Annotated in this window: 11 protein-coding genes; 3 read left to right on the top strand and 8 right to left on the bottom strand. The window is 62.8% G+C overall.

Features of this window, described 5'->3' with window-relative positions; all coding sequences use genetic code 11:
- Positions 1-30 precede the first annotated feature (30 nt).
- Positions 31-2,985: a bifunctional [glutamine synthetase] adenylyltransferase/[glutamine synthetase]-adenylyl-L-tyrosine phosphorylase gene (locus tag OKW20_RS01655; RefSeq protein WP_429169811.1), complete on the top strand. Its 2,955-nt coding sequence runs from the start codon at positions 31-33 to the stop codon at positions 2,983-2,985.
- A 60-nt stretch (positions 2,986-3,045) separates the two neighbouring features.
- Here OKW20_RS01655 and OKW20_RS01650 read toward each other — a convergent pair whose 3' ends face one another.
- Entirely contained in the window at positions 3,046-5,373 is a 2,328-nt protein-coding gene (locus OKW20_RS01650) for a PAS domain-containing sensor histidine kinase (RefSeq protein ID WP_043625732.1), read from the bottom strand.
- Positions 5,374-5,659: 286 nt separating this feature from the next.
- Positions 5,660-8,308 (bottom strand): aminopeptidase N, encoded by a 2,649-nt coding sequence (pepN, locus tag OKW20_RS01645; RefSeq protein WP_429169810.1) that lies wholly within the window; start codon positions 8,306-8,308, stop codon positions 5,660-5,662.
- Positions 8,309-8,737: 429 nt separating this feature from the next.
- On the opposite strand from pepN, the gene OKW20_RS01640 reads away from it, so the two are divergent.
- Positions 8,738-9,676, top strand: coding sequence for a DMT family transporter (locus OKW20_RS01640; RefSeq protein WP_043625738.1), 939 nt, complete (start codon positions 8,738-8,740; stop codon positions 9,674-9,676).
- An 8-nt stretch (positions 9,677-9,684) separates the two neighbouring features.
- On the opposite strand, the gene OKW20_RS01635 is transcribed toward OKW20_RS01640, so the two are convergent.
- The 5 genes from OKW20_RS01635 to OKW20_RS01615 all read right to left on the bottom strand — a co-directional run bounded on the left by OKW20_RS01635 (position 9,685) and on the right by OKW20_RS01615 (position 14,040).
- Positions 9,685-10,977: an MFS transporter gene (locus OKW20_RS01635; protein WP_429169809.1), complete on the bottom strand. Its 1,293-nt coding sequence runs from the start codon at positions 10,975-10,977 to the stop codon at positions 9,685-9,687.
- A 197-nt stretch (positions 10,978-11,174) separates the two neighbouring features.
- Entirely contained in the window at positions 11,175-11,330 is a 156-nt protein-coding gene (locus OKW20_RS01630; RefSeq protein WP_156134296.1) for a hypothetical protein, read from the bottom strand.
- Between the two features lie 73 nt (positions 11,331-11,403).
- Complete coding sequence (locus OKW20_RS01625; RefSeq protein WP_156134297.1) at positions 11,404-11,580, bottom strand: hypothetical protein; 177 nt, start codon at positions 11,578-11,580, stop codon at positions 11,404-11,406.
- A gap of 179 nt (positions 11,581-11,759) precedes the next feature.
- The gene (locus tag OKW20_RS01620) at positions 11,760-12,644 is read right to left on the bottom strand and encodes a uracil-DNA glycosylase (protein ID WP_429169808.1); all 885 of its coding nucleotides are present in this window, start codon (positions 12,642-12,644) and stop codon (positions 11,760-11,762) included.
- Positions 12,645-12,741: 97 nt separating this feature from the next.
- Positions 12,742-14,040, bottom strand: a complete 1,299-nt coding sequence (locus tag OKW20_RS01615; protein WP_429169807.1) for an Hsp70 family protein — start codon at positions 14,038-14,040, stop codon at positions 12,742-12,744.
- A 456-nt stretch (positions 14,041-14,496) separates the two neighbouring features.
- Here OKW20_RS01615 and OKW20_RS01610 point away from each other — a divergent pair, with 456 nt between their 5' ends.
- Positions 14,497-16,158, top strand: coding sequence for an electron transfer flavoprotein-ubiquinone oxidoreductase (locus OKW20_RS01610; RefSeq protein WP_429169805.1), 1,662 nt, complete (start codon positions 14,497-14,499; stop codon positions 16,156-16,158).
- 612 nt (positions 16,159-16,770) lie between these two features.
- Here the strand turns inward: OKW20_RS01610 and OKW20_RS01605 are convergent.
- Complete coding sequence (locus tag OKW20_RS01605) at positions 16,771-17,673, bottom strand: alpha/beta fold hydrolase (protein WP_043611177.1); 903 nt, start codon at positions 17,671-17,673, stop codon at positions 16,771-16,773.
- Positions 17,674-17,712: the final 39 nt, after the last annotated feature.

The following is a 17,712-nucleotide window of genomic DNA, read 5'->3' as shown; positions in this document are numbered from 1 at the left end:
GCGCTTCCGCTCCGGCCAGAGGGAGACGGCATGCAGGAACAGGTGCAGAAGTGCTGGGCGGTCGAGACGACACCGATCCGTCCGGCCACACAAGCCGACGCCAAAACAGCGCTTTCGGTCTTGAAGGATATGGCCAAGGGCCACGAAAAGGTCGCAAGCCTGCTTGCGTCCGACACGCCGTTCAAGACTTTCATCGTCTCGGCCTTTGCCCTTTCCCCATTCCTGCGCGATACCGGCGACAGCCGACCGGCTATTCTCGAAGAACTTCTGTCGACCGAACTCACGGTCTTCCTGAGCGAGCGCGTGCGCCGCGCCCGTGATGCCTGGAAGCCGAACGAGGGCGGCGCGGCATTGCCGGATACGGAGATCATGGCGCGGCTGCGACGCGCCAAGCGTGAGCTCGCCTTCGCGGTTGCTCTCGCCGATCTCTCGCGCCATTTCGACGGGCGCGAAACTACCCGCTGGCTCAGCGAATTCGCCGGTGCGGCCGTCTCCGCGACGATCGACCACCTGCTCTTGAGCGCGCACGAGACCGGCAAGCTGAAGGTCAAGGATGTCGCAAACCCGAGCGCCGGTTCCGGTGTCGTCGTGCTCGGCATGGGCAAGCTCGGCGCCTTTGAGCTCAACTATTCCTCCGATATCGACCTCGTCGTTTTCTACGATCCGCAGTCCGGCATCATCGTCGACCGCGACGATGCCTCGGAAACTTTCGGCCGGCTGCTGCGCCGCTTGATCCGCATCCTGCAGGAGCGTAGCGGCGACGGGTACGTCTTCCGCACCGACCTGCGCCTGCGCCCGGACCCGGGTTCGACGCCGCTGGCGATCCCGGTCGAAGCGGCGATGCTCTATTACGAAAGCAGGGGGCAGAACTGGGAGCGCGCCGCCTTCATCAAGGCGCGGCCGGTCGCCGGCGACATCGAGGCCGGCGAGCACTTCCTCAAGGACCTGGTCCCCTTCGTCTTTCGCAAATATCTCGACTATGCGGCGATCGCCGACATTCATTCGATCAAGCGGCAGATCCATGCCCACAAAGGGCACGGTGAGATCGCGGTCAAGGGCCACAACATCAAGCTCGGCCGCGGCGGCATCCGCGAGATCGAGTTCTTCGTCCAGACCCAACAGTTGATTGCCGGTGGCCGCATGCCGGACCTGCGCCAGCGCGCAACCGAGCCGATGCTGCGGGCGCTCGTCAAGGCCGGCTGGATCGACGAGGAGACGGCCGACGAACTTGTCGAGGCCTATTGGTTCCTGCGCGATGTCGAGCACCGGATCCAGATGGTGCGCGACGAGCAGACGCACGTCTTGCCCGAAACCGAAGCGGAGTTGAAGCGCATCGCCTATATGCTCGGCTTCGAGGATACGGCCGCCTTTTCCAAGGCGCTGTCGCGCGTGCTCAAGACCGTCGAGCGCCGCTATGCCCAGCTCTTCGAACAGGAAGCAAAGCTGTCGACCGAGACCGGCAACCTCGTCTTCACCGGCCAGCGCGATGACCCGGACACGTTGGAGACGCTGAAGAAACTCGGCTTCCAGCGGCCTTCGGATATCTCCCACACGATCCGCACCTGGCACTATGGCCGCTACCGCGCCACGCAGTCGGTGGAGGCGCGCGAGCGGCTGACCGAGCTGACGCCGGAGCTGCTGCGGGTCTTCGGCGAAAGCCGCCGCGCCGACGAAGCGCTGTTGCGGTTCGACAACTTCATCTCCGGCCTGCCGGCGGGCATTCAGCTCTTCTCGTTGCTCGGCAACAATCCCGGCCTCCTGTCGCTGATCGTCAATGTCATGTCGTCGGCACCAAGGCTTGCTGAAATCATCGCCGCGCGCCCGCATGTCTTCGATGGCATGCTCGATCCGGGCCTACTCGCCGAACTGCCGACGCGGGAGTATCTGGCACCACGCATCGCCAATTTCGTCGGCGGTGCACGCCATTATGAGGAGGTGCTCGATCGCCTCAGGATCATCGCCGCCGAGCAGCGCTTCCTGATCGGCATCCGGCTTTTGACCGGCGCAATCTCCGGCGCGCAAGCCGGCCGCGCCTTTACCGATCTTGCCGACCTCATCATCGCTGCGGCGGTGAAGGCGGTCGAGGATGAAGTCCGCTCCGTTCATGGCAATTTCCCCGGCGGCCGTATCGCCGTCGTCGGGATGGGCAAGCTCGGCAGCCACGAGCTGACCGCGGGCTCGGACGTCGACCTGATCCTGCTCTACGACTACGACGAGACGGCAACGGAATCCGACGGCGCCAAGCCGCTCGATCCGACGCGTTACTTCACGCGGGTGACGCAGCGCCTGATCGCCGCACTTTCCGCGCCGACGGCGGAAGGCATTCTCTACGAGGTCGACATGCGGCTTCGTCCCTCCGGCAACAAGGGGCCGGTCGCAACCAGGATCAACGCCTTTGCCAAGTATCAGCGCGAAGAGGCCTGGACCTGGGAGCATCTGGCTTTGACCCGGGCGCGCTGCATCTGCGGCGACGACCGGCTGATGGCCGAGGCCAACGGGATCTTCGCCGAGATCCTCGGGCGCAAGCGCGATGTTGCCAAGGTCAGCGCCGACGTGATCTCCATGCGCGAGATGATCGATAGCGAGAAACCGCCGAGCGACATCTGGGACTTCAAGCTGATCCCGGGGGGCCTCGTCGATATCGAGTTCATCACCCAGTATCTGGCACTCGTGGCACCGGCCAAGGGCGTTCAGCCGCTGACATCGGGCACCAATACCGCCGACGCGTTGAAGCTGCTTGGCGATGCGCTGATGAACCCGAACGATCTCGATGTGGCGCTGGAGGCGCTGCATCTTTTCACCGAACTGTCCCAGATCGTGCGGCTTTGCATCGACGGTGAGTTCGAGCCGAAGGAAGCGCCCGCGGGCCTGATCGATCTTGTCTGCCGGGCAGGGGACTATCCGGACCTGAAAACCCTGGAGGGAGACGTCCGCAGGCTTTCCAAGTCCGTGCGGCGCGTCTTCCAATCGGTCGTTTCGGGGTGAATGGGGCCGCGCGGAAAGCGGAAGGCGCGCGGAAGCCCGCGCGCTGATTGAGACCTTGCCTTAGGTTCGGTCCGGAATCCTGACCGAGATGATGGTCCCGACATTCTCGGTCGAGTGTATTCTCATGCTGCCGCCGTGCAGGCGGGTGAGCGAACGCGAGATCGCGAGCCCAAGGCCAGATCCGCCCTTGCTCTTGGCGTACTGGCTCTGCACCTGTTCGAAGGGTTGGCCGATCTTCTGAAGCGCGTCGCGCGGAATGCCGATGCCGGAATCGGCGATGGTGAGCGTTACCGCGCCCGTCACCTTGCGTGCCCGAAGCGAAATCCGCCCGCCCTCATTGGTGAACTTCACCGCATTGGACAGGAGGTTGAGCAGCACCTGCTTCATCGCCCGACGATCGGCGATCATGGTCAGGCCCGACGAGATCTGCTGCACCACGTGGATGTTCTTCTGCTCGGCCGGAATGGTGGTGAAGCGCAGCGTTTCCTCGATGAGGGGCGCGAGATCGATTGTCTCGCGGCTGATGCGCATGTGGCCGGCCTCGATCTTCGACATGTCTAGAATGTCGTTGATGACGTTCAAGAGATGCTTGCCGCTCTCATGGATGTCGCGCGAATACTCGTTGTACTTCTCCGAGCCGAGCGGCCCGAACATCTGGTTCTGCAGGATTTCCGAGAAGCCGAGGATGGCGTTGAGCGGCGTGCGCAGCTCATGCGACATGTTCGCGAGGAACTCGGACTTGGCGCGGTTTGCCGCTTCCGCGCGGTCCTTTTCGACCTGGTAGTTGGAGTTCGCCACCGAAAGCTCGGTCTTCTGCCGCTCCAGCGTCATGCGCGAGGCCGAGAGGTCGCCGATGGTTGCCATCAGCCGCCGTTCGGATTCGCGCAGGCGCACCTGGTGGCGCTTCAGGAGCGTGATGTCGGTGCCGACGGAAACAAGGCCGCCGTCGCGCGTGCGCCGCTCGTTGATCTGCAGCCAGCGCTCGTCCGCAAGCTGGACTTCGCTCGTCTGCGACTGGTTGCTGTGATCCGGGTCGGCGATCCGCCGCTCGACCACTGGCCGCGCTGCCGCCGTATGCACGGCGATGCGTTCGGTGCCGGGAACCAGCACATGATCCGGAAGCTTGTAGGCCTCCTGGAAGTGGGTGTTGCACATCACGAGGCGGTCGTGCTTGTCCCAGAGCACGAAAGCTTCGGAGGTACATTCGATGGCGTCGGCGAGCCGCTGGTCGGCCTCGGCATAGCGCTGTGCAAGCCGGTGCTGTTCGGTCACGTCCATGGCGATGCCGATCAGATGCGCCCGGCCAGAGGCGGTGCGGATAATCTCGGCGCGGGCGCGCAGCCACACATAGTGACCATCCGCATGGCGCATGCGGAACACTTGGTCGATCTGGCGCGCGTCGCCGCGGGCGATCGTGCGGGCGACGCTGTAGATGCCGTGATCGTCAGGATGCATCAGCCGTGCGGCGTCGCCGAAGGAGAGCACGCTGCTCTCGCCGGGCATGCCGAGCATTTCGTACATCGAGCGCGACCAGAACAGCCGCCGGTTGGCGAGATCGAAATCCCAAAGGCCGCAGCGGCCGCGCGAGAGCGCCGTCTCGACCCGCAGGTTCGATTCGGCAAAGACGGAATCGGCATCGCGGGCGCGTTTTGCCTGGATGTAGTAGGCGTAGAGCACCATCAAGAGGATGGCCGAGATGCCGGCAAACAGCGTGACGTTCAGCGAAACTTCGTCTCGCCAGGTCGTCTCGAGCTGGGTGACCGGCGTTGCGGCCAGCACGACGCCAGCCGCATCGGGCAGCTGCGCCAGCGCCACGATGTGGTCGGCGCCGGCGATCGCCGTTTTCATGATGCTCGAATGCTCGCCGAAATATTGTAGCGTCGCGATGTCGGGCGCGGCCGCGGCGAGCGTGCGGCCGATGAGCGGGCCACCGCCCTCCGTGCTTGCGAAGATCCGCCCGTCCTTGCGAACCGCGAGGATGAACGTGCCGGGATCGAGCATGCCGGTCGGCAGAAACTGGCTGAAGCGTTGCTCCGCCTCGGCGCGCCGGCCCTCGTCAAACAGCGCGACGCCGTCCGTCTGGAAGGCGGCAACGGCGATCGCCGCGGCAAGGCCGACGGTCTGGCGCGAGCTTTCCTCCATGCGGGCGTGCTCGTCCATGATGCTGGACATGCGCGAAACCGCCACGATAATCAGGAACGCAATGATCAGGATCGGGATGGAGCGCTTGAGAACGGGCTCCGCGTTTGCCAGGCGGCGCGAAGCCGGCCCGGCAAAGATCTTCGCCTGCGAGATGAACTCCTGCTCCAGGCCGGTGACGCCTGGAAGCTTGAGTCGCAACCGCCCGTCGGCTGCGCTCGCTGGTCGCGCGTCCGCCATCTTTCCCAATGCTCTAAACCCTCTGATGATTCGGCGCGCCGCTCGCCCGAATCTGACTCAATGAATCACAGGGCGATTCGCCTTGTCCAGAGGCGCTGGTAAAGATTTGTTAACCATTTCTTATCGTTGGAAAATAATAGGCCGGGTCGCGCTACAGCGCCGCGCGTCTTGTTCAGACGCGCAAAGGTCGCTGTAACGCTTTGATTTGCCGCATGTCTTTTCCCTTAAATCGAGGACGATTTAAGGAGACATGCAGGTGCGGCCCGGCCCCAGGAAAATCAGGCTTTGGCGATGCTCAGGCCTTGAGCATGCGCTCGACGATGTCGCCGACATCGGCCGAAAGTTTCGATGCGCCGGCGATCTCCTTCAGCGCCTTGCGGGCATGCCCGGCACGCTTGTCCTCCAGCGAACGCCAGGAGCGCATGGAGGTCAGGATGCGGGCCGCAAGCTGCGGATTGCGCGGGTCGATATCGAGGATCTGGCGCGCGAGGAAGCGGTAGCCTTCGCCGTCGGCGCGGTTGAAGCCGGTCGGATTGGCAAAGGCGTAGGTGCCCACCAGCGAGCGCACGCGGTTCGGATTGTTGCCGTTGAACAGCGGCTCGTCCATCAGCGCCTTGATGCGATCGAGTGTCCCAGCGCCCGGGATCGTCGCCTGTACGGCGAACCACTTGTCGATGACGAGCGCGTTGTCGGCGAAACGCGTGCGGAATGTTGCAAGCGCCTCTGCCGCCTCGGCCGAATCCGGGAAGCGGTGCGCGAGCAACGCCAGCGCATGGCTGAGGTCGGTCATGTTGTTGGCCACCGCAAAGGCCTTCGCTGCGCGCTCGGGCCCTTCTTCGGCCTGAACCAGATAGGTGAGCGCGCTGTTGCGCAGTGCCCGCCTGCCGGCGCTTGCCGCATCCGGGCTGAACTCGCCGCCGGAGACGAGCTCGTCGGCGAGCTTGAGGAAGGTGTCGCGTCCGGCGACGGCAACGGCCGTCAGGATCTGCTGACGGGCCGCGTGGATTGCGTCCGGATCGTTGTTGGTGCCGATCTCGCGGGCGATATCAGATTCGCTCGGCAGTGCCAGCGCCTGCGAACGGAAGGCCGGCTCCAGGCTGTCGTCGGCGGCGGCCCGGATCAGGCCGTCGATCAGCGCTTTGTCCGCGGTGACCGGCTTGCCGGCGCGGACATTCGCTGTCGCCTCGACGAGATTGGCAAGCGCGATGGCGTTGAGCGCCTGCCAGCGGGCGAAGAGGTCGCTTTCGTGGTGCGCGATCAGCGCGAGGTCGTCGGCGCTCTGCTCGATATGCAGGTTGATCGGCGCGGAGAAGCTGCGGTTGAACGACGGAACCGGGCGCGAGGGGATGCCCGAGAAGACGACCGTCTGCTTGCGCTCCGTCAGATGCAGGACATCGTCGGTCATGTCGGCGCCGGAAACGGCGGTAAGGGCCGCTTCGCTGCCGTCTTCGAGCAGCAGGCCCATCTTCAGCGGAATGTGCATCGCTTCCTTGGCGCTCTGTCCGGGCGTGGGCGGCACGGTCTGTTCGAGCGACAGGGTAAAGGTCTGCTTGGCGGCGTCATAGGCGCCCGAAGCGGTGACCAGCGGCGTTCCGGCCTGGTGATACCAGAGCGCGAACTGGCGCAGATCCCGACCGCTTGCCGCCTCGAAGCAGGCGACGAAATCCTCGATCGTCACCGCCTGGCCGTCGTGCCGGTCGAAATAGAGATCCATGCCCTTCTTGAACAGATCGCGGCCGAGAATGGTCGCGATCATGCGGGTGACTTCCGATCCCTTTTCATAGACCGTCGTCGTGTAGAAGTTGTTGATTTCGCGGTATTTCGTCGGGCGTACCGGGTGGGCAAGGGGACCGGCATCCTCGGGGAACTGCTCCGACTTCAGATGACGCACTTCGGCAATGCGCTTGACTGCGCGCGAGCGCATGTCGGCGGAGAATTCGTGGTCGCGATAGACCGTCAGGCCTTCCTTCAGGCAGAGCTGGAACCAGTCGCGGCAGGTGATGCGGTTGCCGGTCCAGTTGTGGAAATATTCGTGCGCGATGATCGCCTCGATATTGGCGTAGTCCGCATCGGTTGCCGTTTCCGGGTCCGCAAGCACGTATTTGTCGTTGAAGACGTTGAGGCCCTTGTTCTCCATGGCGCCCATGTTGAAGTCGGAGACGGCGACGATCATGAAGATGTCGAGGTCGTACTCGCGACCGAAGGCCTCTTCGTCCCACTTCATCGAGCGCTTGAGCGCATCCATGGCGTAGGAGGCGCGGGGCTCCTTGCCGTGTTCGACATAGATCTTCAGCGCGACGTCGCGGCCGGACATGGTCGTGAAGGTGTCCTCGACCACGCCGAGGTCGCCGGCGACCAGCGCAAAGAGATAGCTCGGCTTCGGATGCGGATCGAACCAGGCGGCGAAGTGACGGCCGTCGCCCATGTCGGCGCCGCCGAGATAGTTGCCGTTCGAAAGCAGGAGGGGAGAGGACGCCTTGTCGGCGATGATGTTGACCGTGTAGACGGCGAGCACATCCGGACGATCGGGGAAATAGGTGATGCGGCGGAAGCCTTCGGCCTCGCATTGGGTGCTGTAGACGCCGTTGGTGCGGTAGAGCCCCATGAGCTGCGTATTGGTCTCGGGCGAAAGCAGCGTGGTGATGGTGATTTCGAACGGGGCGGTTTCGGGCAGGCCGCGGATCGTCAGCGTATCGTCGGCGACATCGTAGAGCGACGTCGCAAGCTCTTCCTGGTCGAGCAGCAGGCCGGTCATGGTCAACTCATCGCCATCGAGCACGAGCGGCGCGGCACTGTCGACACCTTCGCGGCGATGGAAGATCAGCCGGGCCTCGACCTTGGTCTCCTTCGGGTCTAGCTCGAAGGTCAGATCCACTCTCTCCAGAACGAAGTCAGTCGGCCGGTAGTCTTCCAGATGAATGATCTGGCCAGTATTTGTCCGCATGGTCAGTCCCGCTTGCACCGTTCTACTGGAGAATTTGTAGAGGGCGCCTGTGATGGTGAAAAGGCCAAGGGGCGAAAAGCTGGGCTGTGCCACACGATTGTGATGCCGGCGACCGCACTTCCGGCAGAAAAGACATGGCGTCCGTTATTCTTCCCGCTCCCTTATCGGACCGATGTGTACCGAAGTGGGACTAACAAGACATGAATTGGAAAGGTTTTTTTCGGGGCGGCTAAAGAAAAGCCGGCCGTCCTACTGTCGAAGGTTAATCGATCAAGAAAAAACGTCATTCATCACGAAGTTTGATCCGACTTTCCTGCGAAGCGTCGCTAAGGTGGTGGGGTCCTGCAGCGGTTCTCTCCGCTGAAAAATCTCCAAACCAGCCCGCGTGCCTGCTGATTGCCGGTCAAGGCTGTTCGAAAAGTGCCCTCAATGAATGCGGAAGTCGAAAGCCCGATGAAGGGGATCCTGCTCAAGGTCCTTTCCGTCGTCATTTTCGTTTGCATGTCGACGCTGATCAAGGCGGCCGGAAACGAGATCGCCACCGGCCAGATCACCTTCTACCGCTCGGCCTTCGCCATGGTGCCGATCCTCGGTTATCTCGCTCTTCGCGGACAGTTGCGCGACGCCTTCAAGACCAAGGACATCACTGGCCATATCGCTCGCGGCTTCATCGGCATTCTCGCAATGAGCTTCGGCTTCTACGGTCTTGTGCACCTGCCGCTGCCTGAGGCCATCGCCATCGGCTATGCCATGCCGCTGATCGCGGTCGCCTTCGCTGCAATCTTTCTCGGAGAATCCGTCCGGCTTTATCGCTGGTCGGCGGTCGTCATCGGGCTCGTCGGGGTGATGATCATCACCTGGCCGCGGCTGACGCTGTTCGAAGAGGGGGGCTTCGGTTCGTTCGAGGCCATGGGGGCGGCCGCGGTGCTGGTCTCGGCGGCGCTCGGCGCCGTTGCGATGGTGCTGGTGCGAAAGCTCGTCAAGAATGAGCGTACCCACACGATCGTGCTTTACTTTTCGCTTTCGGCCTCGGTCTTCTCGCTCGCGACCTTGCCTTTTGGCTGGCCGTCGATTTCGCGCGAAGCCTTCCTGCTCTTGATGTTTGCCGGTTTCTGCGGCGGTGTCGCCCAGATCCTTCTGACCGAGAGCTATCGCCATGCCGACATGTCGACGATCGCACCGTTCGAATACACCTCGATCGTGCTCGGCCTGATCATCGGATACTTCCTGTTCGACGATATCCCGACGGCCACCATGCTTGTCGGCACGGCCATTGTCGTCGGCGCCGGCATCTTCATCATCTTTCGCGAGCACCGGCTCGGCCTCGAGCGCCGGGGCGCCCGCAAGCATGTGACGCCGCAGGGCTGAGCCACGGCCTATGGTCGCGGGTTTTCCCAGGCCGGGACCGTGTCGTCGTCGATCAGCGGTTCCTGTGCGGCCTGCAGGGCAGCCGGGCTCGTCACATCGGGACCGGGTGTCGGCATGACGCTCGTTGCCTGGAAGTCGGTCTTGACGACGAGCCCCTTGTGCTGCTCGCGCTGTAGAATGCGCCAGGCGGCATAGCCGCCATAGAGCGCGAAGTAGACGGCAAGGACGAGAAACAGCGCCGCCGGGCCGAAACGGTCCATGACCGGACCGACCATGAGCGGGCCGGAAATCGTGCCGAGCCCGTAGGTGATCATCAGGCCCGAGGATGTCTCGACATATTCGTTGGGCTTGGCAAGGTCGTTGGCATGCGCGACGTTCAGCGCGTAGATCGGGAAGAGCACCGATCCGACGAAGGCGGCGATGATATAGAGAACGGCGGGCTGGCTGCCGATCGATGCCGACATCACCAGGCACGAGATGACGCCGACGATGCCGCAGCCGACCATGACGATGCGCCGGTCGATCTTGTCGGAAAGACGCCCGATCGGGATCTGCGAGAGGGCGCTACCCGTCAATAGCGAGGCGAGCAATGTGGCGCCTTCCGCCGTCGAAAGTCCGATCTTCTGGGTGAAGACGCCGCCGAGGTTCAGCCAGGCGCCCGACAGCGCGCCGGCGAGGAAACCGCCGACGACGGCAACCGGCGAGCGGCGAAAGAGGGCGGGGATATCGAACTTCGCCTGCGCCGGCGGCGCGGGCATGGGGGATGAGGAGAGCGCCGTCGGCAGCAGCGCCAGCGAGAACAGCACGCTGCAAAGCATGAACAGCGACGTGTTGGTCGGATCGCCGAGTGGCACCATGTACTGTCCGCCGATCGTGCCGACCATCGTCGTGATCAGATAGAGCGAAAAAAGCAGGCCGCGGTTCTCGTTGGTGACGCGCTCGTTGAGCCAACTCTCGATGACGAGATAGCTGCCGGAGATGGCAAAGCCGGCAATGGCGCGGAACACGATCCAGGCGCGCCAGTCGACGATGAGGCCGCAGAGCAGGATCGCGATGGAGAGCAGGGTGATCAGCGCGGTAAAGACGCGCACATGGCCGACACGCAGCACGAATTTCGGCGTGACGACGCAGGAGAGCGTGAAGCCGACCGTATAGCCGGTGGCAATCACCGAGACCGTCAGCGTCGACCAGTTCTCTGCGACGGAGCGCACGGGGATAACATAGCTCTGCAGGCCGAAGCCGACCATCATGAGCAGGGTCGACACCATCAGGCTGAAGACGGAAGCGAGGCTGGCCAGCATCGGCGCTCCTGGAAACGTGGCGCTTCGTCATTTGTCCGATGACAAGCAAACGCAGATGGAGCGAGGAACGGTCTGGCAGGACCGGATGAGCCTGACACTCCTTAGTCGGGACGAGTGTGGCTCTATCCAGTTTTCTACGCCCTGTCGATTGCGACAGGCGATGGCAAAAAGGCGGTGTGTTTGTCTTCGGGCAGCGATCAGTTCGGCAGCAGCGGGCTCACGGCCACGCGATGGGCGCGGCGTGCATCCTGCTTGGTGCTGAGAACGGTATACTCGCGCGAGGCGCGCACGGCCGTACCGATGTCGGAGATCGAATCGAGCAGGACCTTGAGGCTGGCAATCGGCTTGGTCATGGGTTCGTTCCTTGTCTCGTGTCGGGTCAAACGATGCGTCACGCGATACGCAGGGCCGCGTATCGCGTGGGGATCAGCGCTGGATGAAGTCGGCGAAAATCTGCGCCGGACGGGTGGTCCGGGCGAGGCCGATCGCGGTCATCTGCTCGTTGGCTGCCGTGCCAAAGCGGTTGAACGGCGTCCGTTGAGCAGCGCCGGTGTGACGGAGCGTCTCAAAGCTGCTGTGGATCGGACGAAAGCGGGCAGTCATGGTTCAATTTCCTTAAATTCCATTCCTCCCGTGTCAATATATTGCGCTGCAACATACCATTTTGCAATGCGTCAAAATGCGCCGCTGATATGCGCAGGCCGCATGGCTTTCTTCATACTTTGTTCATGAAACGGGCAGGCGGCGCGCGAGCGCCATCCGGGCAGGCGCTTTCCTCGGGATCAGCCGTGAATGCGGGCCTTGAAGGCAAGCAGGTCCTGCCAGACGAAGCGCTTGTTGATCGGCGCCGTCACCAGGTCCTGCGGATGCAGGGTGGCAAGGGTCGGCACGTTGATGCCACCAACGGCAAGATCCCGCCATTCGCCGCGAAGCTGGTGGATCGTATCGTTGCCGCCGAAGAAGAAACGGGCGGTGAAATTGCCGAGCAGCAGCAGATGCTTGGGCTCTGCCAGCGCGATCTGGCGCTCGATGAAGGGGCGACAGATGTCAGCCTCGCGCGCCGTCGGCACGCGGTTGCCCGGCGGGCGCCAGGGCACGACGTTGCTGAGTAGCACGCCTTCGCGCGTAAGGCCGATGCCGGCGATCATCCGGGTCAGCATCTCGCCGAGGCGGCCGGCAAAGGGCTGGCCGTCGCGATCGTCGTCGGCATAGGGCATCGGGCCGACGATCATGATGCCGCTTGCCGCATCGCCTTCGGCAAAAACCAGATTGCGGGCGCTGTTCCTGAGATTGCAGCCAGCAAAACCTTCCATCGCAGTCCGGAGTTCGGCGAGCGACCGCGCCGATTCGGCGGCAAAGCGCGCCTCTTCGATCGCCTGCGCATCGGGAATGGCAACCGCTGGGGCGTTCGCGACCGGGGCCGGTGCGCGGGAAGGCGTGGGGGCAGCGGCCGCCGGTGTCTGGCGCGCAGCCGGTTGCGAGGCGGGTGCCTCCGCCCGGTTGCTGGTTGCCGTCGCGCGGGCACTGCCGCGCGCTGCCTTCATCGCCTCGAACTCGGCGAAACGGTCTACCGGCTCCTCTTCCAGCAGCCATTCGACGCCCGCGTCGCCGTGGAAGGCGAGGAGGGCGGCAAGCTGCGCCGGAGAGAGGTCGTGGGCGGAAATCATGGCCGCCAACCTAGCCCATAAGCGGCCGGACCGGAACCGCTTTTCCGGCGCTCGGCCTTCCTATCCAAGGTCATGCACATCGGGCCCGCGCGTCGCCTCAGGCTGCGTTGGCGGTCCAGTGGGCGATGTCCTCGTGCTCGCCGATCAGCGCCAGGCCGTGGGCGATCGACAGCAGTTCGCCGCCGCTTTCGATCCGGTCGGCATCGAAACGCCGCTCGAAGATGCCGCGTACGGCTGGAACGAAGGAGGTGCCGCCGGTCAAGAAGACCTTGTCGATCGTCTCGGGTGCCGTTGCGGTCGACTGCAGGACGTCGTCGAGTGCGCCCTCGATGCGGGCGAGCTCCGGTGCGATCCAGCCTTCGAAATCGCTGCGGCGAACGGTGCGGCGCGACATTTCGCCGAGCGGCGCGAAATAGAACTCGGTCTCGTCCTGCTTCGACAGCTGCATCTTGGTTGCCGAGATCGCGTTGTAGAGCGGGTAACCTTCGTCATATTCGATCAGGTCGACGAAGGCCTCGAGCTTTTCCGGCTCCAGGCTCTGGCGCACCAGCTTCTTCAGATCCGTGAAATCTTTCAGTGTCTTGAATATCGAAAGCTGATTCCAGCGGCCGAAATTCGCGTAGTAGTTCGACGGCACTTCAAGCAGCTTGTCGAAGCTCTTGAACAGACTCCCCTTTCCGATCAGCGGCGAGACGACGTTGTCGATGATGCGGAAGTCGAAGTGGTCGCCGGCGATACCAACGCCCGAATGGCCGATCGGGGTTGCCGTCAGGCGTCCGGCCTTGGTCTCGAAGCGGATCAGCGAATAGTCGGTCGTGCCGCCGCCGAAGTCGGCGACGAGCACCGTCGCGTCCTGCTTCAGGTTCTGGGCGAAGTAGAAGGCCGCTGCCACCGGCTCGTAGACGTAATGCACTTCCGGGAAGCCGAATTCGGAGAGGGCTGCGCCGTAGCGCTCGAGCGCCAGCGCCGGGTCGGGGCTGGAGCCGGCAAAGTGCACCGGACGGCCGACGACGATGCGGCTGTATTGGTCTGCCCAGCCGTCGCCGGCATAGTCGCGCAGCTTGGTCAGGAACACGCGCATCAGGTCTTCGAAGCTGTGGCGCTTGGCAAAGACCTGCGTGCCCTGGAAGAGCGGGCTTGCGGCAAAGGTCTTGATCGACTGTAGGAAGCGACAGTCGCCGGGATTGTCGATGAAGGCGCGAATGGCGGCCTGGCCCGCCTCGACCTTCAGCGCCTGGGCGCCAAGCTTGGCATCCTTCATGAAGGAGAGGGCAGTACGCATGGCGTCGGTCGAGCCGGCGAGGCTGTCGAAGTGCATCGAATGGGTCGTGTCGCCCGCGGCAACCGCCAGAACGGAATTGGTGGTGCCGAAATCAAAGCCGAGTGCCTTGACCATAAGTGTCTCCTTGCGTCTGGCGTCGCTTCGCCGCCCGGAGCCAGCCGGCAGGCGCGCGACGCAACATGAATTCCGTGGGCCGCTCTCAGGGATCGTTGGGCGGCCGGCTGCAAAGCCGAAAGACACGCCGTCCGGACGCCGAGAGGCGCCTTGCCGCGTGCCGATTGCGAATGGGGTGTGCCAGCGCGTACCGCTGGAAGGGTGCGGCGGCCTCCTCGCACGGCTCTTCGGCAAAAGCAAGGCCGCATGGCCCGTAGGTTCGCTGCGCGACAAATTGATATATTTACGTTTACGTACACGTCATATAGATATTTGACCTATACTCATGACCTCATGCGCAAAAGCGTGCATCGTCTGTCGCATCCCGGCTCGACAAGCCAAACTGCATTTGCCATGACGGAATGATATGCCCTGGGAACTGAGCCGGCAGAAGACCGGTGAGACTGGAGAGACGGTATGACCGAACAAGACCTGCCCGAACGCGAGAGCATGGAGTTCGACGTTGTGATCGTGGGTGCGGGACCGGCGGGTCTTGCGGCGGCGATCCGGCTGAAGCAGGTCAATCCGGAGCTTTCGGTCGTCGTGCTCGAAAAGGGTGCCGAGGTCGGCGCGCATATCTTGTCCGGCGCCGTCGTCGATCCGATCGGCATCGATAGGCTGCTGCCCGACTGGCGTAAGGACGCCGACCATCCGTTCAAGACCGAAGTGAAGGACGATCACTTCCTGTTCTTGGGCCCGGCCGGCTCGATCCGCCTGCCGAACTTTTTGATGCCGCCGTTGATGAACAATCATGGCAACTACATCGTCTCGCTTGGCAACGTCTGTCGCTGGCTGGCGACAAAGGCGGAAGAACTCGGCGTCGAGATCTATCCGGGCTTTGCCGCAACCGAAGTGCTCTACAACGACGAGGGTGCGGTCATCGGGGTCGCCACCGGCGACATGGGCATCGAGCGGAACGGCGAGCCGGGTCCGAACTTCGCCCGCGGCATGGCGCTCTTGGGCAAATACACCCTGATCGGCGAGGGCGTGCGCGGCTCTCTCGCCAAGCAGCTGATCACCAAGTTCGATCTCTCCAGGGACAGCGATGTCCAGAAGTTCGGCATTGGCCTCAAGGAACTTTGGCAGGTGAAGCCGGAAAACCACCGACCCGGCCTGGTGCAGCACTCCTTCGGCTGGCCGCTCGGCATGAAGACCGGTGGCGGCTCGTTCCTCTATCACCTCGAAGACAACATGGTCGCCGTCGGCTTCGTCGTGCACCTCAATTACAAGAACCCCTATCTCTTCCCGTTCGAGGAGTTCCAGCGCTTCAAGACGCATCCGGCGATCCGCGGCACGTTTGAGGGCGGCAAGCGGCTGTCCTATGGCGCGCGCGCGATCACCGAGGGCGGCTACCAGTCGGTGCCGAAGCTCTCCTTCCCCGGCGGCGCGCTGATCGGCTGTTCGGCCGGTCTCGTCAACGTGCCGCGCATCAAGGGCAGCCACAATGCGGTGCTTTCAGGGATTCTCGCCGCGGAAAAACTGGCGGCGGCGATCGAAGCGGGTCGGGCCAATGACGAGCCGATCGAGATCGAACGCGGCTGGCGCGACAGCGCCATCGGCCAGGACCTGAAGCGGGTTCGCAACGTCAAGCCGCTGTGGTCGAAGTTCGGCACGGCGATCGGCGTTGGGCTCGGCGGTCTCGACATGTGGACCAACCAGCTGTTCGGCTTCTCGTTCTTCGGCACGCTGAAACACGGCAAGACCGATGCGCAGTCACTCGAACCGGCCGCCCAGCACCAGAAGATCGATTATCCGAAGCCGGACGGAGTTCTGACCTTCGATCGGCTGTCCTCGGTGTTCCTGTCGAACACCAACCACGAGGAGGACCAGCCGGTCCACCTCAAGGTGAAGGACATGGATCTGCAGAAGCGCTCCGAACATGACATCTATGCCGGCCCGTCGACGCGCTACTGTCCGGCCGGGGTCTACGAGTGGGTGGAGAAGGACGGGAAGGACGTCTTCGTCATCAACGCGCAGAACTGCGTGCACTGCAAGACCTGCGACATCAAGGACCCGAACCAGAACATCAACTGGGTACCGCCCCAAGGCGGCGAAGGCCCGGTCTATCCGAACATGTGATGGGCCGCAAAGCGCCTTGGTGTTGATAGAGATCTGGCGCTGACTATCGGGGCGATGCGCGGTTGCGCAGCCGTTTGATGCAGTAACTGATCGCTCTGCCCATCAGTCGTCCGGCAAAGACGCACAGGGTCACGGTTGTCAGCGGCAGCAGCCCGAAGGTGAGCATGGAGAAAATCAGAAACCATTCGAGTGAGCCCCCGACGCTGGGGTCGACTCTCGAGTAATAGGAATTAATTAGTATAATCGAAATTATAATGCCGAATATCCCGACGATGTCACCGCAAATTGACAAGACCGATCGTCGATTGACCAGGTTGGACCACACAAAAATTGCGACCAACATTGGGATATAGTGAATCGCAATAACAAATTCGCGAGAGATCATATTAGGGGTCCAAGAAATAGGTCTATGTTCTCTATCGCCCGGAATGATTGCAGAGAATATCTGGTGAAAAGTAAATCCAGATCTGCTGGAACGCCTGCGCGTAATGGTCGTCCGCCGCTAGGCACGATCAAGCGCCTGACGAAAAGTGGCTATTCTGGCATGGGCCGCAAATTGCGGCCCAGCGAGCGATTAGAAAATGTGCCGTATGTGATGTCGACAGGTCTTTTCTATTCCGTCCATACCCTGTCGACGAAATCGGCGATCAACGGCGCGATTTCGGGCAAAAATTCTTCCAGGGCGAAGTGGCCCGTATCGAAGAGATGCAGTTCAGCCTCGGGCACATCACCCAGAAATGCCCGCGCGCCGGGCTCGGTGAAAAAGGGATCGTTGCGTCCCCAGGTGATGAGCACTGGCGGGCGATCGCGCCGGAGCCAGGTCTGCCACTCGGCATAGCGCGCAAGGTTGCTCTTGTAGTCGAAGAACAGGTCGTGCTGCGGCTGGCGTCGTTCCGGAAGATCGAGGAAATGCTGGTCCATCGTCCAGCCGTCGGGAGCGACCCGCTCGGGATCGCTCGTGCCGCCTTCGTACTGGGCGCGCGTCATCTGCAGCGTCAGCAGTTGCTCGATCTTTTCGCCGGCATCCGGATCGTCCGGCGTCAGTGCGATGAAACTCCGGGCGGCCTCCGACAGACCTTCGTGATAGGCGTTGCCGTTCTGCACGATCAGGCCGGCAATCAGTTCCGGCCGGCGCGCGGCCAGCCGGAAGCCCACAGGCGCCCCGAAGTCGAAGACGTAAAGCAGGAGGCGCTCGATCTTCAGGGCGTCGACAAACCCCTCCATGAGATCCGCCAGCCGGTCGAAGCTGTAGGTGAAGTTGCCACCCGACGAGGTGGACGCCGGCGCGTCGCTATGGCCGAAGCCGGGATAATCGGGCGCGACCAATCGGTAGTCGCTGCCGAGCGCGTCCATCAGTCGGCGATATTGGTGGGACGAGGATGGAAAGCCGTGCAGCAACAGGATGGTCGGCGTGTCGGTGCCCGCGTCATGCGGCACGCTCTCCCGATAAAACAGGCGGATCCCATCGATTTCGATGAAACGGTGGCGGATGACCGGAATGCGGAGAGCAGGCATGTAACACTCCTCTTAGCGATACTTATGCATTAGAATTGC

This window comes from Ensifer sp. LBL, assembly GCF_050435225.1.
Lineage (GTDB): Bacteria > Pseudomonadota > Alphaproteobacteria > Rhizobiales > Rhizobiaceae > Ensifer.
The sequence above is the reverse complement of the archived record's forward strand: the minus strand, read 5'-3'. Positions and strand labels throughout refer to the sequence as shown.

Coding starts and splice junctions, on each gene's coding strand:
- OKW20_RS01620 (WP_429169808.1), bottom strand. CDS start 12,644: ATGATTTCCGCCCACGACCTCTCTCCGGCGCAGCTTGCCGCCCTCCTC.
- OKW20_RS01610 (WP_429169805.1), top strand. CDS start 14,497: ATGACCGAACAAGACCTGCCCGAACGCGAGAGCATGGAGTTCGACGTT.
- pepN (WP_429169810.1), bottom strand. CDS start 8,308: ATGCGGACAAATACTGGCCAGATCATTCATCTGGAAGACTACCGGCCG.
- OKW20_RS01615 (WP_429169807.1), bottom strand. CDS start 14,040: ATGGTCAAGGCACTCGGCTTTGATTTCGGCACCACCAATTCCGTTCTG.
- OKW20_RS01625 (WP_156134297.1), bottom strand. CDS start 11,580: ATGACTGCCCGCTTTCGTCCGATCCACAGCAGCTTTGAGACGCTCCGT.
- OKW20_RS01635 (WP_429169809.1), bottom strand. CDS start 10,977: ATGCTGGCCAGCCTCGCTTCCGTCTTCAGCCTGATGGTGTCGACCCTG.
- OKW20_RS01605 (WP_043611177.1), bottom strand. CDS start 17,673: ATGCCTGCTCTCCGCATTCCGGTCATCCGCCACCGTTTCATCGAAATC.
- OKW20_RS01640 (WP_043625738.1), top strand. CDS start 8,738: ATGAATGCGGAAGTCGAAAGCCCGATGAAGGGGATCCTGCTCAAGGTC.
- OKW20_RS01655 (WP_429169811.1), top strand. CDS start 31: ATGCAGGAACAGGTGCAGAAGTGCTGGGCGGTCGAGACGACACCGATC.
- OKW20_RS01630 (WP_156134296.1), bottom strand. CDS start 11,330: ATGACCAAGCCGATTGCCAGCCTCAAGGTCCTGCTCGATTCGATCTCC.